Source organism: Mycobacterium liflandii (genome assembly GCF_022354805.1).
Lineage (GTDB): Bacteria > Actinomycetota > Actinomycetes > Mycobacteriales > Mycobacteriaceae > Mycobacterium > Mycobacterium marinum.
Genome location: NZ_CP023138.1, coordinates 5,211,622 through 5,226,363, shown reverse-complemented (window position 1 = coordinate 5,226,363; position 14,742 = coordinate 5,211,622). Strand labels below are relative to the sequence as shown.

8 protein-coding genes and 2 pseudogenes are annotated in these 14,742 nt (G+C 66.2%); 2 read left to right on the top strand and 8 right to left on the bottom strand.

The genetic code is table 11. From position 1 onward, the window contains the following. Nucleotides 1-8 precede the first annotated feature (8 nt). Nucleotides 9-3,416 (bottom strand): annotated as a pseudogene (locus CKW46_RS23160) (TM0106 family RecB-like putative nuclease). Between the two features lie 82 nt (nucleotides 3,417-3,498). After that, nucleotides 3,499-4,095 carry an LppP/LprE family lipoprotein gene (locus tag CKW46_RS23155; RefSeq protein WP_015356769.1) on the bottom strand — a complete coding sequence of 199 codons (597 nt, stop codon included), beginning with the start codon at nucleotides 4,093-4,095 and terminating at the stop codon, nucleotides 3,499-3,501. 343 nt (nucleotides 4,096-4,438) lie between these two features. Here CKW46_RS23155 and CKW46_RS23150 point away from each other — a divergent pair, with 343 nt between their 5' ends. Then, nucleotides 4,439-6,154, top strand: a complete 1,716-nt coding sequence (locus CKW46_RS23150; RefSeq protein ID WP_482052454.1) for a DEAD/DEAH box helicase — start codon at nucleotides 4,439-4,441, stop codon at nucleotides 6,152-6,154. After that, nucleotides 6,151-7,293: an acyltransferase family protein gene (locus tag CKW46_RS23145; protein WP_117435780.1), complete on the top strand. Its 1,143-nt coding sequence runs from the start codon at nucleotides 6,151-6,153 to the stop codon at nucleotides 7,291-7,293. The genes CKW46_RS23150 and CKW46_RS23145 overlap by 4 nt, the downstream gene beginning before the upstream one ends. Before the next feature lie 90 nt (nucleotides 7,294-7,383). Here CKW46_RS23145 and CKW46_RS23140 read toward each other — a convergent pair whose 3' ends face one another. The 6 genes and pseudogenes from CKW46_RS23140 to CKW46_RS23115 all read right to left on the bottom strand — a co-directional run bounded on the left by CKW46_RS23140 (nucleotide 7,384) and on the right by CKW46_RS23115 (nucleotide 14,742). Then, nucleotides 7,384-8,133: a PPE family protein gene (locus CKW46_RS23140; protein ID WP_011742058.1), complete on the bottom strand. Its 750-nt coding sequence runs from the start codon at nucleotides 8,131-8,133 to the stop codon at nucleotides 7,384-7,386. A 638-nt stretch (nucleotides 8,134-8,771) separates the two neighbouring features. Next, nucleotides 8,772-10,832 carry a PE family protein gene (locus CKW46_RS23135; RefSeq protein ID WP_499018333.1) on the bottom strand — a complete coding sequence of 687 codons (2,061 nt, stop codon included), beginning with the start codon at nucleotides 10,830-10,832 and terminating at the stop codon, nucleotides 8,772-8,774. A 93-nt stretch (nucleotides 10,833-10,925) separates the two neighbouring features. Then, nucleotides 10,926-11,223, bottom strand: a pseudogene (locus tag CKW46_RS23130) (IS3-like element ISAar24 family transposase); the annotation flags it as partial. Nucleotides 11,224-11,346: 123 nt separating this feature from the next. Then, nucleotides 11,347-11,928, bottom strand: coding sequence for a TetR/AcrR family transcriptional regulator (locus CKW46_RS23125; RefSeq protein WP_011742055.1), 582 nt, complete (start codon nucleotides 11,926-11,928; stop codon nucleotides 11,347-11,349). Next, nucleotides 11,928-13,169 (bottom strand): cytochrome P450, encoded by a 1,242-nt coding sequence (locus tag CKW46_RS23120; RefSeq protein WP_041299506.1) that lies wholly within the window; start codon nucleotides 13,167-13,169, stop codon nucleotides 11,928-11,930. The genes CKW46_RS23125 and CKW46_RS23120 overlap by 1 nt, the downstream gene beginning before the upstream one ends. A gap of 205 nt (nucleotides 13,170-13,374) precedes the next feature. Continuing rightward, entirely contained in the window at nucleotides 13,375-14,742 is a 1,368-nt protein-coding gene (locus tag CKW46_RS23115; protein WP_482052452.1) for an FAD-binding oxidoreductase, read from the bottom strand.

The following is a 14,742-nucleotide window of genomic DNA, read 5'->3' as shown; positions in this document are numbered from 1 at the left end:
GCGCGTTCTCAGCCTGGTTCGGTCAGAGCCAGAAATGCGCCCAAATCCACCAGGCCGGCTGGTGTGCCGGGCAGATACCGGGTCAGCAGCTCGGAGCGCAGGATCACCGCGGCATACTGCGCCCGACTGATGGCGACGTTGAGGCGATTCCTGTTGAGCAGAAACGAGATTCCGCGGGGAACGTCGTCCACAGATGAGGCAGTCATCGAGACGAAGACGACGGGGGCCTGCGCGCCCTGGAACTTGTCGACGGTGCCGACCCGAACCCCATTCAGGCCGGCGGACAGCAGTCGCTGCCGGATCAGGGCCACCTGGGCGTTGTACGGTGCCAGCACCAGCAGGTCGCGGGTGGCCAGGGGGCGGGTGCCGTGTTCGTCGGTCCAGGGCGAGCCGAGTAGCCGCTGGATCTGGGCCAGGATCGCCTCGGCTTCCTCGGCGCTCTCGATCGAATTGCCCTGGTGCTCGACGGCAAGCACGTGGACGCCGGGCGGGCTTGCGCTGAGCCGACGCGCGGTGGTGCGCTCGGTGTGGGAATGCAGCTTGCCCGCGTAGGACAGCATCGAGACGGCATGGCAGACCGCGGGATGCATGCGGAACGAGCGATCCAGAAAGTATCCCCGCTCCTCGGGTAGTGTGCGCTGGCCGTCAACCAGCCATTCCAGTGCTGAGACATCGACGGGTTCGGGATGTTTGCCCTCACTGACCTGCGGTAGCTGCTGCGGGTCTCCCAGCAGCAACAAGTTCGCCGCCGCCGGTGCCATGGCGACGGTATTGGCCAAGCAGAACTGGCCGGCTTCATCCACCACCAGCAGATCCAGACTGCCCGGAGGCACCCGATTGCCGTTGGCAAAATCCCAGGCCGTACCGCCGACGACGCATCCTGGGTCGTCGGCGATGAAGGCCGCGTAGTGGTTGCCGTCGATCTCCTGCCAGCGGGGTGCGCCGTGGTCGTAACGCTTCTTGGCTATTCGTGCCGGGTCGAGCCCGGCATCAATCACGCAGTCCAGCAGGTTTTCCACGGTGGCGTGCGATTGCGCGACCACGCCCACGCGCCAGCAATGTTCTTGCACCAGTCGCCCGATCACCCGCGCGGCGGTGTGGGTCTTGCCGGTGCCCGGCGGCCCGTGCACCGCCAGGTAGGACGAATCCAGGTCCAGCACCGCGGCGGTGATGTCGGCGACCGTATCGCCGCTACGCGGTAGTGGCGCCGCGCTGCGGGTGCGTGGCGGGCATCGCAGCAGCACGTCGATCAACGCGGTGCGGGGGAGCCGCGGTAACTCAGCGGCCGCGGCCGCGGCGGTGGCTTCGATGGAATCGCGCAACGCCCTGGTCGGTACCGGTGGCCCGGGGGTCAGTGCGAACGGCAGCTGCTGAAAGGTCGCGCCGTCTGCGCCGGTCCGTTCAAGGATGACCACGTCGGTGGGCAGACTCGGATCGTCGAGTTCCACAATCTCGGCGTGGCCTGCGGCTCGCAGGTCGGGGTCGGCGGTCATGCTGGGCGGAGCCGGGGGTTGGTAGAGCGCAAACACGCTGGTCTTGAGATCTCCACGTGCGAGCTCTCCGGTCAATCGGACTCGCCGCTGTGGTTTGCGAGCTCGCGCAGGCGTATGCCATGTGACGGTGACCGAGGCGTGATCGACAATGAAAACGTCTGTGCTGTCCGACCATTCGTCGATGGGATAGTTCAGCCGGTCGAAGTGAGACCACCAGAACGGCTTGTCTTCCCGGCGGTGATAGCCGCGGGCGGCAGCCAGCAGTGCGACCGCCGTCTGTTCGGCGGTGCGGTTGCCGGACGCTGCGTCGCCGGCGAAATCCGACAACGTTGCCGCCAGTTCGTCGTGGTCTTCGATCGCGTCCCGCCTAGGAACGGGTTGCACCCCGATCGGTGTGACTCCGGCCTCCCAAGCGCGGATCAGCAGCCAGTCCCGCAATTCGCGGGTGGAGCGGCAGTCATAGTGGTTGTAGTCTTCGATCTCCTTGAGCACGGTCGCGGCCTCATCCAACCGCCCGTCGGCACGCAGTTGGCTGTAGCGGGCGTAGGAAGTGATCGAGTCAGTGGCGGTGGTGACCTCGCCGGAACGTAGCTGTGTCCCCATGTACAGCGGCTCGAGCGCCTTCAAACTGACCGACTCTGCGCCAACCCGAAAGCTCTTGCGCACCACAGGGTATAGGTCAACCAACACTCCGTTTCGGAGCAGATCATCGATGGCGTCCTCGCCGACTCCCTAGCGGCCGGCAAGCCGAAGCAACGCCGTCTTCTCATACGGCGCGTAGTGATAGATGTGCATGTTGGGGTGACGCTTGCGACGTTTGGCCACCAAAGCCAGAAAGTCGGTGAGCGCCTTGCGTTCGTCCCTGCGATCATGCGCCCACAGTGGGCGGAAGGCTCCCTTCTTTCCCGCTTCCAACACCCCGAACAGGTACTCCAGGCCCCACTCGTGGCCGTCCGCCGTCCACAGCGGATCGCCCTCAAAGTCGAAGAACAGATCGCCAGGATTTGGTTCGGGTAGCAGCGCCAACGGCTGCGGGTCGCTGATCTCATACTGCGGTGTACCGGTATCGCGTTGCTGCACTTGAACTTTGGCTTGCGCGGCAAGTTTGGCTAGGGCGTTCGCTGAGAGTTCGGGCACCGCACCGGTGTGGCTTGCCAGCCCGCCGATTGTGGTGATGCCGGCGTCCAGCAGCTTTTCTCGCTGGCTGACCCGCATCCCCGCGACCAGCAGCAGATCATCGCGACGACGCAGCTCCTCCATGCAGAGCTCACAGCGGAAACATGCCCGCACACCGTGGTCGTCCCAGCACACCGCGGTGTCCGCGGCGTAGTGCTCGTCGAGCAGCCGCTGCAGCTCGGCACGCTGGGCCCGGTAGACCGGGATCAGATCGCTGACCCGGAAATGCACCACCGTGCCGTCCCCGAGTTCCAGGTCGGCCTCCGGGGCCACCGGTACACCCGCGCCGGTCAGGGCATCGGTGTAGGCCCCCAGCTGCATCAGCGCGGTGACCTTAGGTGAGCGCGCCAGCTTGGTGTCGGTGATCCGATAGCGTTCGCGGTCGCGAATCAGGAAATCGGCAAACCCGACGAAGCGGCCGTCGAACATCGCGGCTTGATACACCACGGGCGCGCGGTCGGCGATGGCGCGTTGGGTGGCCTCAGCGGCAGCTGTCAGCCCAGCCAGGGTGTATGCCGGATGGCCGATGACCGCGATCTCACCGAACTGGTCGCGCAGCCGGTCGAGTGTGCGTCTTTCATGTTCATTCCCGAGCTCGGTGGTGCGCGCCAGCAGATCGTCCTCGGCGGAGATGGCGGGGCCCCGGCCCAATTTCGAGTCAAAATGGCGCAGGAACGCGAATTCGCACCGCGCGGCGGCAGCAAGATCCGAGGCGCTGTAGACGACGACGTCGCCGGCGACGAACACAGCAGCCACTCTAATGAGGGCCGGTCGAGACCGATCTGCATCGGTCTCGGCGGCTTAGCGCTCAGGGGTGCGGCCGGTTTGGTTACCCGGTCTTATTGCTGATCAGCTCGACGCCGTTGCCATTCCATCGGAACTTCACGACGCTGCCCAACCCGCTGATGCCGGTGGCGTACGTCAACGCAACCGTGTCACCGGTGCACTGCGAGGTGTCAATCCCGTTGAACCCGTAGGTATCGGGCACGCCCTGCGGGATGAATTTGCCTTGGTGGAACAGCACCGCTCTGGTGGTCGGATTATCGCCGTTGGTGTTGGCCCTGATGACTACCGCCGACAGCTGGGCACACTCGTTGTAGTTGCCCGCCAGCGGTTCGGGATTCCAGGGCTGCTCACTGCGCGGATCGCGGGGTAATTCGGAAACAACCTTTGCGATGGTGGGCGAGGCGAGGTTGACGGCGCAGGGGTCGGCCGGCGAGGGGCTGCTCGGGGGCTCGGCGGCCGCCGGGGGTGGGTCGGCCGCATTCGGTTCGTTGGAATTGACGGCTGAGGTGGTGGTTCTGGCTTCTGGAGTCTTGGCGACGATCGAGTCTCCCGAGCCGCAACCGGTCAGTGTCGCGGCAACCAATGCGAGCGCGCCGGTAAGCGGCGCGACTGGGCACGGGAGCGACTTCACACCGCGCACCGTACCGTCGCGGGGCCCTCAGGTGTGGCAGGCGTGGCCGCGCGATCACCCTCTTCTGGTGGCGACCCGCGGCGCCCGGCGTCGCCGGGCTTGCGATCCCCGCGGGAGTTGATGGTGGTGACCCGCGGCGCCCGGCGTCGCCGGGCTTGCGATCCCCGCGGGAGTTGATGGTGGCGACCCGCGGCGCCCGGCGTCGCCGGGCTTGCGATCCCCGCGGGAACTGTTGGTGGTGACCCGTGGCGCCCGGCGTCGCCGGGCTTGCGATCCCCGCGGGAACTGTTGGTGGTGACCCGTGGCGCCCGGCGTCGCCGGGCTTGCGATCCCCACTAAACTCCATGTCTTGATGGCCAACCCCGAAAACCCGCCTGCGGTACCCCCTGCCACCTTCGCCGACCTACAGATTCATCCGTCGGTCATGCGAGCAATCGCCGACGTCGGTTACGAGTCCCCGACGGGGATTCAGGCTGCGACCATCCCCGCGCTGATGGCGGGTTCCGACGTGGTGGGGCTGGCGCAGACCGGCACCGGCAAGACGGCGGCGTTCGCGATCCCGATTCTGTCGAAAATCGACACCACCAGCACCGCAACCCAGGCGCTCGTGCTGGCCCCCACCCGCGAGCTGGCCCTTCAGGTGGCTGAGGCGTTTAGTCGGTACGGCGCCCATCTATCGCGCCTCAACGTGCTTCCGGTTTATGGCGGGTCGTCGTATGCCATACAACTGGCCGGTCTGCGGCGCGGCGCGCAGGTTGTGGTGGGGACACCCGGGAGGGTCATCGACCACCTGGAACGACGAACGCTTGATCTGTCCCGGGTGGACTACTTGGTGCTCGACGAGGCAGACGAGATGCTCACCATGGGCTTCGCCGAAGACGTTGAACGCATCCTGTCCGAAACCCCGGAATACAAGCAGGTCGCATTGTTCTCGGCGACCATGCCGCCGGCAATCCGAAAAATCACCACTAAATATCTGCACGATCCGCTGGAAGTCAAATCCGAAGCGAAAACCGTTACCGCCGAAAATATTTCGCAGCGGTACATCCAGGTGGCCGGTCCGCGCAAGATGGATGCGCTTACCCGGGTGCTCGAGGTCGAGCCGTTTGAGGCGATGATCGTGTTTGTCCGCACCAAACAGGCCACCGAGGAGGTTGCCGAGAAGCTGCGGGCACGAGGGTTTTCCGCGGCGGCCATCAACGGCGATATTCCGCAGGGACAGCGCGAGCGAACCATCACGGCGCTGCGCGACGGCGGCATCGACATCCTGGTCGCCACTGACGTGGCCGCGCGCGGGCTGGACGTCGAGCGGATATCGCATGTGCTCAACTACGACATCCCGCACGACACCGAGTCCTACGTGCACCGAATTGGGCGCACCGGTCGGGCCGGGCGTTCGGGTGCGGCATTGTTGTTTGTCTCCCCGCGGGAGCGACACCTGCTCAAACTGATCGAAAAGGCCACTCGGCAAACACTGACCGAGGCCGAGTTGCCCACCGTGGAAGACGTCAACGCCCAGCGGGTGGCGAAGTTTGCCGATTCCATCACCCACGCGCTGAGCAATACGGGCATCGAGTTGTTCCGCAGGCTGGTCGAGGACTACGAGCGCGAGCACAACGTCCCGATGGCTGACATCGCTGCGGCGCTGGCATTGCAGTCGCGCGACGGCGAGGAATTCCTGCTGGCGCCCGATCCGCCACCAGATCAGCGCGAGCGCCATCCCCGCAATGAGCGCAAGGAACGTCCGGAGAGGCGCAGAAGCGGCGGCGCCTTCAGCACGTATCGCATCTCGGTTGGCAAACGGCACAAAGTCGGTCCGGGCGCGATCGTCGGCGCCATCGCCAACGAGGGCGGGTTGCACCGCAGCGACTTCGGCCACATCACTATCGGGCCGGATTTCTCGCTGGTGGAGCTGCCGGTCAAACTGCCCCGCGAAACACTGAAAAAGCTCGAACAAACCAGGATTTCGGGTGTGTTGATCAACCTTCGCCCCGACCGCCCCGCCGATAAGGCGTACAAGGCGCGCCGCAACGATGGTGGCAAACCTCGGCGGAAACGCCTCGGATGACCCTGCCCGAAGCCACCGACGCCCAAGGCGGACTCGAGCAGATCTCGCACGTGGATCGGGTTGCGTCGCTGACCGGAATCCGTGCGGTCGCCGCACTGCTGGTGGTCGCCACCCACGCGGCTTACACCACCGGCAAGTACACCCATGGCTACTGGGGCCTGGTGTCGGCCCGGATGGAGATCGGCGTGCCGATCTTCTTCGTGCTATCCGGCTTCCTGCTGTTCCGCCCGTGGGTGCACTCCGCGGTCACCGGCGCTCCTCCGCCTTCATTGCGCCGCTACACGGCACACCGGGTGCGCCGCATCATGCCTGCCTATGTGGTCGTCGTGCTGATCGCCTACGTGATCTACCACTACCGCATCGCCGGACCGAACCCCGGACACAGCTGGATGGGGTTGGTGCGCAACCTCACGCTGACCCAGATCTACACCGACGGGTACCTGGGTTCATACCTGCATCAGGGATTGACCCAAATGTGGAGCCTGGCGGTGGAGGCCTCCTTCTACGTATTGCTCCCGTTCCTGGCCTACCTGCTGCTGGTGGTGATCAGCCGACGCCGCTGGCAGCCGAAGTTGGTGGTCGGTGCGTTGCTCGCGATGGCCACCATCACCCCGGGCTGGCTGGTGCTGATACACACCGTTTCGTTGTTTCCCGACGGAGCTCGCCTGTGGTTGCCCAGCTATCTCGCCTGGTTCTTGGGCGGCATGTTGCTGACGGTCCTACAGGCGATGAAGGTGCAATGCTATGCACTCGCGGCGCTACCGTTGGCCACCATCTGCTATTTCATCGTCGCCACGCCGATCGCGGGTGCCCCCACCACGTCGCCCTCGGCGCTGACCGAAGCCGTGGTCAAAGCCTGCTTCTATACCGTGATCGCCACGCTGGCCGTAGCGCCATTGGCCCTGGGGGATCAGGGCTGGTATTCCCAACTGCTGGCCAGCCGGTCGATGGTCTGGCTCGGTGAAATCTCCTATGAGATCTTCCTGGTCCACCTGGTGACGATGGAATTCGCGATGGTCTGCGTGGTCCGGTACCGGGTGTACACCGGCTCCATGCTGAACCTGTTCATCGCCACCATGGTCATCACGATCCCGCTGGCCTGGGTGCTACACCGCTTTACCCGGGTCAGGTCCGAGTAGACCCATCGCGACGGCGGGCCAGCTCACCCGAAATCAAGTGGCGGGTCTGGTGGGTCAGCGGATCACCGGCGCAACGTCAAGCACTGCCGACTACATCGTGGGTAGCACCGTCACCGGCGCAGGTTCAACCGGTGTCGGTTCAGGCGCGGGCTCGGGTGCGGGCGCTGGGGTCGGCTCGGGCGTGGGTGTCGGGGTCGGGTCAGGTGTCGGTGTCGGCGTCGGGTCAGGTGTGGGTGATGGATCAGGGTTGGGGTTCGGTGTCGGCGACGGGGAACCGCCCGACGAAGACGGCGCTTTGCAACCGGGCAGCAGGCGCAGCAGTTGCTGAAGCGGGGGCCACTGCGACAGCTGTGACCATATCTCCGACACGGTGGCGTGGTAGCCGCTCATCACCGCGACATCCTGGGCCCACATCTCCTCATAAAGACCTTCGGCGGCCGCGATCGCGGGAAAGTTCAAACCGAAGAAGTTCGTATTGGCCAGCAGGGCGGTTAGCGCGCGATTGGCGTTGATGATGACCGGGGACACTATGGCGGTACGGGCCGCCTCGAATGCCGTCGCCACCGCGCCCGCCTGACTGGCAGCGCTCTCGGACTGGGCGGCCGCGGTGCAAAGCCACGCGGCATACGGTGCGGCAGCCTGTGTCATCGCGGTCGCAGCGGGGCCTTGCCATGCCCCGCTGGCCAGGTCTGACGTGATCGATGCGAAGGACTCCGCCGCCGCGCGCAACTCGCTGGCTAACCCGCACCACGCCGCCGCCGCTCCCAGCATTGGCGCCGATCCCGGGCCGGCCTCGATGAGCGCCGAATTGATTTCCGGAGGAAACATGGGATAGGTCATCGCTAATCCTTACCGTACGGACCCAATTGAGTGGCCGCATTTTCCGGCTGCCTGATCGTCGGCTATCCGGCTCCCGGGCGCAGATGCAATGTGAGATGCGCTGAGCGGGAACGGCTTCCGGTATACCGCTGACATGTCGTCTTGCACCTCCGTGACGACATTGCATTTCTGACGGCCGCCTGACGGTGGCCGATCAGTCACAAGATATCGCCGCTAGGTGAGTTCGTCAGCGATTTGGACGAAATATGTTGACAGGCTGTTCCGTGCCGGTGACTGTGTCCGGTCATTCTGGGGGCAGGCGCGTTGCAGATCCCGTCGTCGCAGACGAGCGCATGGTGGGGGAGGGCGATCGGCCTCTGGAATTCGAGTCAGTAGCCAAGGGCGACAGCATGTTTCGTGATCTGGTGTTGGTGCGGATCGTTGCGGCCGTCAGAATGTCGGGATTGAGCCGGTTCGGTGAGAAGTGGCGTGCGGCGGCTTCGTAGCTTTCGTCGACCGGTGTGGCCGCAGGCAAATGATCACGATCATTGAACTCTGGCTGGTAGCTCGGGAAAAGGGCGGACCAACAAGCGCCAGCGCTGCTGATGCGACAAGGATGGGCAACGGCCAACGAACGACCGTAGGTGTGTCTTGTCAGGCTACGCGGGTCCGTTCAAGCCCATATTGCCGAAAAGCTGACCACCCGTGCCGCCGTCGCCGCCGAGCCCGCCAAAGACGCCAGCTCCGCCATCACCGCCGTTGCCCACCAGTTTTGCGTTGCCGCCCTTACCGCCGCCAGCCGGACTCAAGTTACCGCTGCTACCGGCGTCGCCACCAGCACCGCCGTTACCGACTGCACCGCCTGCGCCGCCGTTGCCGCCAGTGCCACCGCTGCCGAAAGCACCGACTCCGCCGGCCCCGCCCACCCCACCGTTGCCGATGACACCAACAGCATCACCACCGTTGCCGCCGTTGCCTCCGGTACCGGCCAGACCAATGCCGCCGTCGCCGCCGAGACCACCGTCCCCGATCAACTTGCCGCCGACTCCGCCATTCCCGCCGGTCAAACCCGCCTGGGTGGTGACGTCATAGCCACCGGCTCCACCTGCGCCACCGTGGCCAAACAACCCGAGTGCGTTGCCGCCCGCGCCGCCAGCCGATCCATTTCCAACAATGACGCCGTCGCCGCCGTTGCCGCCATTTCCGGACAAGTAGCCGCCATCCCCGCCACCGGCACCGGCACCGCCGTTACCCCCGCTTCCAATCAGGTATCCGCCCCTGCCGCCGGCCCCGCCGAGCCCAGACAAGCCAGGAGCCCCGGCCCCGCCGTTACCGCCATCTCCGAAAAGCCTTGCTGCACCGCCATTCCCGCCGACGCCTGGCGCGGGTTTTCCCACAGTGGCGCTCGCCGCGCCACCCGCACCGCCGTTGCCGCCGTTGCCAATTACGCCACCGCCGCCGCCGTTGCCGCCGGACCCACCGATGGGACCAAGGCCTCCGGCCCCTCCGGTCCCACCGTTGCCCACCAGACCCACGGCGCTGCCACCCGTACCCCCGGACCCGGCTAGTCCCGCAGTGCCAATGCCTCCGGCCCCACCATCACCGCCGTTGCCAAAGAACTGACCGCCGATGCCGCCATCGGCGCCGTTGCCGCCGGCACCCCCGACCGCGCCTGCCCCGCCGTTGCCCCCGTTCCCGAACAGGCGGGCGTCGCCGCCATGGCCGCCAGAGCCACCGTCGTTCATGACACCGAACCCGCCACCACTGTTACCGCCGACCGCACCATTCCCGCCGACGCCGCCGTCCCCCCACAACCTTCCCTCGCCTCCAGCAGCGCCGTTGCCGCCGATACCGCCGTTGCCGCCGGTACCTCCGATACCGCCGTTGCCGCCGGCTCCGCCGTTGCCGAACACACCGCCTGCGCCGCCGTTGCCGCCGTTGCCGCCGTTGCCGCCGTTGCCGCCGTTGCCGCCGGCGTGCCCGGGGACTGTGGGGCTTCCACCGGCGCCGCCATTGCCACCGGCGCCACCGACGCCCCACAGTCCAGCGCCGCCGCCACTGCCGCCGTTACCGCCGCCACTAAGACTGCCGAAACCGTTGCCGGTCCCGTCCCCGCCGATCCCACCGGCCCCGCCGTTGCCGTACAGCAGGCCACCGTGACCGCCATTGCCGCCAGCGAAGGCCGTCCCGCCGCCACCGCCGGCTCCGCCGTTGCCGATCAGCCCGGCATTACCGCCATCGCCGCCAGCGACATTGTTGTTCCCGGTCTGCGCGAACCCGTTACCGCCGTTGCCATATAACAGGCCACCGTCACCACCGTTGGGGTTCGCCGCGGTGCCATTGGCGCCGTTTCCAATCAGCGGGCGGCCCACCAGAGCCTGAGTCGGTGCATTGATGATGCCCAGTGCGTCTTGCTCCAGGGTCTGCAGTGGCGTGGCATTGGCCGCTTCGGCTCCGACGTAGGACTGCGCTCCAGCGTTTAGCGCCTCTACGAACCGCTGATGAAACGCCGCGACCTGGGCGCTCAGCACCTGATAGGCCTGCCCATGACCAGAAAACACCGCCGCGATCGCCGCTGACACCTCGTCAGCACCAGCAGCCAGCACCGTGGTGGTAGGGCCAATAGCCGCGGTGTTCGCCGCCGCCAGTTGTGAGCCGATACCGACCAAATCACCTGCCGCGCCCGCCAACATGTCAGGGAATACCGTCAAATACGCCATCGCCCGTCTCCCATCAAGTTCTCATCGCCCCAGGCGTTTCGGCAAGATAACCTCACTCCCAGCGGCCCAGCGCCGCTATCAGGCACTTCCCAGCCATCCCACAGGTCGAGTTTCGTTGCAGCTGAAGGCGTTGAGGACTGCACAGCAGAACAGCCCTCCTTCTCAGGTGCAGGGTTGGGTGATGTCGTTAACCCACAACTCATTTGGCCGAAGCCGGTGGAACTTGCGGTTGACCAGATCATCGGCGGTGGCCAATCCCTGCAGCCGTTGAGGCGCACCGGGTCAGGCAGGCCGCAGATGCCAGCCTGGGTCATCAGGACCGACACGTGCCACGGAAGGCGACGTGCACTTCGCGGATCAGTCCGATCAGCCACTGGCGGCGCGGCTCTGTTCTCGCCCAAGAGACTTGGCCGACTGTCACCCGATGGACAACTCGGTCCCCGATTCCCTCGTCGGGACGGCCCAGGCGTACGCCGGCCACCGGGGGCATGCCCAGATCATGGGCGTTGGTGGCCTAACGGCGGGTGGGAAACGGCGTTACAACCGGAGCGACGAATTCCTCGAGCATCGCCCGCTCGTCGGCTTCGTCCTGGCCGGGGAACATCAACAGCGAGACGATCACCCGCACGGTCCAACGAGCCCGGCGCTCCACCGCGGCGGGGGCTTCGGGGCCCAAAGACTGCAGGAATGCGGCGGCCAGTCCCGCGATCACCTCGGATTGTCCGGCCAACTCACCGCCGATCGGTGGTCGGGTGGAGGCGAACCACGCCGCCAGGGCCGGCCGCTGGCGGACCATTCGCAAGGTGGCGGTGATGCTGGTGATCAGCTGATCGCGTGGATCATCGATGTCGCCGATCTGCTGCATGATCTCGCGCCCCAGCCGGAGCGTCTCGCGGTGCACGTAGGCGGTTCTGAGCGCCTCACGACTCTCGAAGTATCGATACAGGGTGGCCCGGGAACAGCCTGCCGCCCTGGCGATTTCGTTCATCCCGATCGAAGCCGGGTCGTGCTCGGTATAGAGCCGCTCGGCGGCGTCGAGTATCCGGTCGGCGGCGACCTCGCTGCGGTGCGCTGCCAGCCAGTCGGTTCGGCCCATCAAGACCTCACTTCAAACGGCAGCGACAGCGGGCGCCGGACGTAGCTGCCGCCGGACCACACGATGCGTGACTCGTCGACCTCGAAGTCCGGGCAGCGCGCCAATAGTTCGGTCAGCGCGACCCGGGACTGCATCCGGGCCGCGGCCGCGCCCAGGCAGTGGTGCGCGCCATGGCTGAACGTCAGGATGTTGCGCGGGCAGCGCCGTACATCGAGTTCGCCGGCATCAGGACCGTATTGGCGCTCATCCCGGTTGGCCGAACCGTAGAGCAGCAGCGCTCGGCGACCGGCGGGGATGGTGACATTCCCGATCGTCACGTCGTGGGTGACGGTGCGGGCCAGGCCCTGCACCGGCGAGGTGAGCCGCAGCAGTTCCTCGACCGCATCGGTGATGAGCTCTGGATTGTCGGTCAGAAGCCGGCGTTGGTCGGGTCGCCGGTGGAGCAAGGGCATGGAGCCGCCGAGCATTCCGGTAATGGTGTCATTGCCGCCGGTGATCATGGTGAATGTGAACGCCAGGATCGACAGCGTGCCCGCGATGTCGCCGTCCGCGCCGACTCCGGCGGCCACCAGGTGAGAAATCGTGTCGTCCTCGGGTTTGGCGCGGCGGCGCTCGATCAGCGAGGTGAAGTAGGCCATCATCGACCCGACCGCATCGCCGACCGTGGCCAACGCGCCCGCGATGCCGCCCTCGGCGGTGTTGGCCGCGACGATGGCCTGGGTCCACCCATCGAACTGTGCCCGGTCCTGTTCGGGTACCCCGAGATAGTGTGCGACCACCATCGACGGCAAGGGCTTGAACAGGTCGGTGACGATGTCGCCGCCCCCCTGGGCGCGCAGCCGCTCGATTCGCTCGACGACGAAATCGCGCACCTTGGGCTCCACCGCTTCGACCTGGCGCGGGGTGAAACCGCGTGACACCAACTTCCGGAACTCGGTATGGGCTGGTGGATCCTGCATGACCATGGGCGGGTTATCTTGCAGCCCAATCATTTCCAGATCGCCATAGTTGACGGTCAAGCCCTGCGCCGAGGAGAAGGTCTGGTGGTCGCGGGCCGCTGCCCACACGTCGGCGTGGCGCGACAGCACGTAGTAGTCCTGGTCGGGCTGGTGGGTCGGGATGACGTGGTGCACCGGATCCTGATCTCGCAGCGCCCGGTACATCGGCCAGGGATCCGGCCAGGTTGCGGCGGTGGCCAACTGGAACGCAACAGGCGCGCGGTGAGACACATCCACTAACATGTCTTATTGGTACGACAGAGTTGTATAGATGTCAACACCTGCGCATAGCCGGTGTGCATCCTTGGCTTCCACCGTGCAGTCCGGGCGCAACCTGCCCGAGATTCCCGACCTGAGCGCACGCTCAAGGCCGTGACGGCACACTCGATGCCGCACCCGCGTCGAGCGCCCGCACCCGCGTCGAGTGCCGAGTGCAGAACGCAGAGATCTAGATCCCGCTGCCGGGGTTGAGGATGTCCAGGGGGTCCAACGCCTGTTTGATGCGGCGGTTGAGGTCCATCACGTCGGGCCCGAGATAGCCTTCCAGCCACGGCCGCTTCAACCGGCCCACGCCGTGTTCGCCCGTGATCGTTCCGCCCAGGCCGACCGCAAGATCCATGATTTCGCCATAGGCGAGCTGTGCGCGTTCGGCCATGGCGGCGTCGGAGGGGTCGTAGACGAGCAAGGGGTGCGTATTGCCGTCACCCGCATGCGCGATCACCGAGATCATCAGGTCGCGCTCCTGCGCGATCCGGGCGATTCCGGTGACCAGCTTGCCCAGATTGGGTAGCGGCACGCCGACATCTTCGAGCAACAGGGATCCCTTGGCCTCTACCGCCGGGATGCAGAAGCGGCGGGCCGCGACGAACGCCTCGCCCTCGTCGGGGTCGGTAGTGGAAAACACTTCTGTTGCACCATGTTCGGCAAATACCGCGGCCATCAGTTCGGCATCGTCGCGGCCGGCCTGTCCGCGCTCGTCGGAGCTGGCCACCAACATCGCCGCGGCACCGCGATCCAGGTCCATGCGCAGCGTGTCCTCTACCGCGTTGATCGCCACCGAATCCATGAATTCGAGCATCGAGGGACGAATCCGCGCGGAAACACCGAGCACCGCGTCCACCGCGGATTCCACCGACGCGAAGCTGGCCACCACGACGGCGGCCGCGTTTTGCGCGGGAAGCAGGCGCAGCGTCACCTCCGTGATGACGCCCAGGGTGCCCTCGCTGCCGACGAACAGTTTTGTCAGGCTCAGCCCGGCGACATCCTTGAGCCGCGGACCGCCCAACCGCACCGCGGTGCCATCGGCGAGCACGACCTGCATGCCCAGCACGTAGTCAGTGGTGACGCCGTACTTCACACAGCACAATCCGCCCGCATTGGTGGCGATGTTGCCCCCGATGCTGCAGATTTCGAACGACGACGGATCCGGCGGATACCACAGTCCGTGTTCGGCGGCGGCCTTCTTCACCTCGGCGTTGAACAGGCCGGGCTGACAGACCGCGGTGCGGGTGACCGGGTCGATCGTGATATCGCGCATCTTCTCGGTGGACAGCACGATTCCGCCGTCCAGGGCGGTGGCCCCGCCCGACAACCCGGAACCGGCTCCGCGGGTCACCACGGCAACGCGGTTCGCGCCGGCCCACCGCAGGATGGTCTGCACCTCTTCGGTGCATCGTGGCCGGACCACGGCCAGCGGCTTGCCCGCCGACGGGTCAAGGGCACGGTCCTGTCGGTAGCCCTCGGTGACGGTGGGATCGGTGACCACCATGCCGTCGGGCAAGCCGGCGATCAAGCTGGCCAGCACATCCGCGTTCAC

Coding starts and splice junctions, on each gene's coding strand:
- CKW46_RS23145 (WP_117435780.1), top strand. CDS start 6,151: ATGACCCTGCCCGAAGCCACCGACGCCCAAGGCGGACTCGAGCAGATC.
- CKW46_RS23125 (WP_011742055.1), bottom strand. CDS start 11,928: ATGGGCCGAACCGACTGGCTGGCAGCGCACCGCAGCGAGGTCGCCGCC.
- CKW46_RS23150 (WP_482052454.1), top strand. CDS start 4,439: ATGGCCAACCCCGAAAACCCGCCTGCGGTACCCCCTGCCACCTTCGCC.
- CKW46_RS23135 (WP_499018333.1), bottom strand. CDS start 10,832: ATGGCGTATTTGACGGTATTCCCTGACATGTTGGCGGGCGCGGCAGGT.
- CKW46_RS23140 (WP_011742058.1), bottom strand. CDS start 8,133: ATGACCTATCCCATGTTTCCTCCGGAAATCAATTCGGCGCTCATCGAG.
- CKW46_RS23120 (WP_041299506.1), bottom strand. CDS start 13,169: ATGTTAGTGGATGTGTCTCACCGCGCGCCTGTTGCGTTCCAGTTGGCC.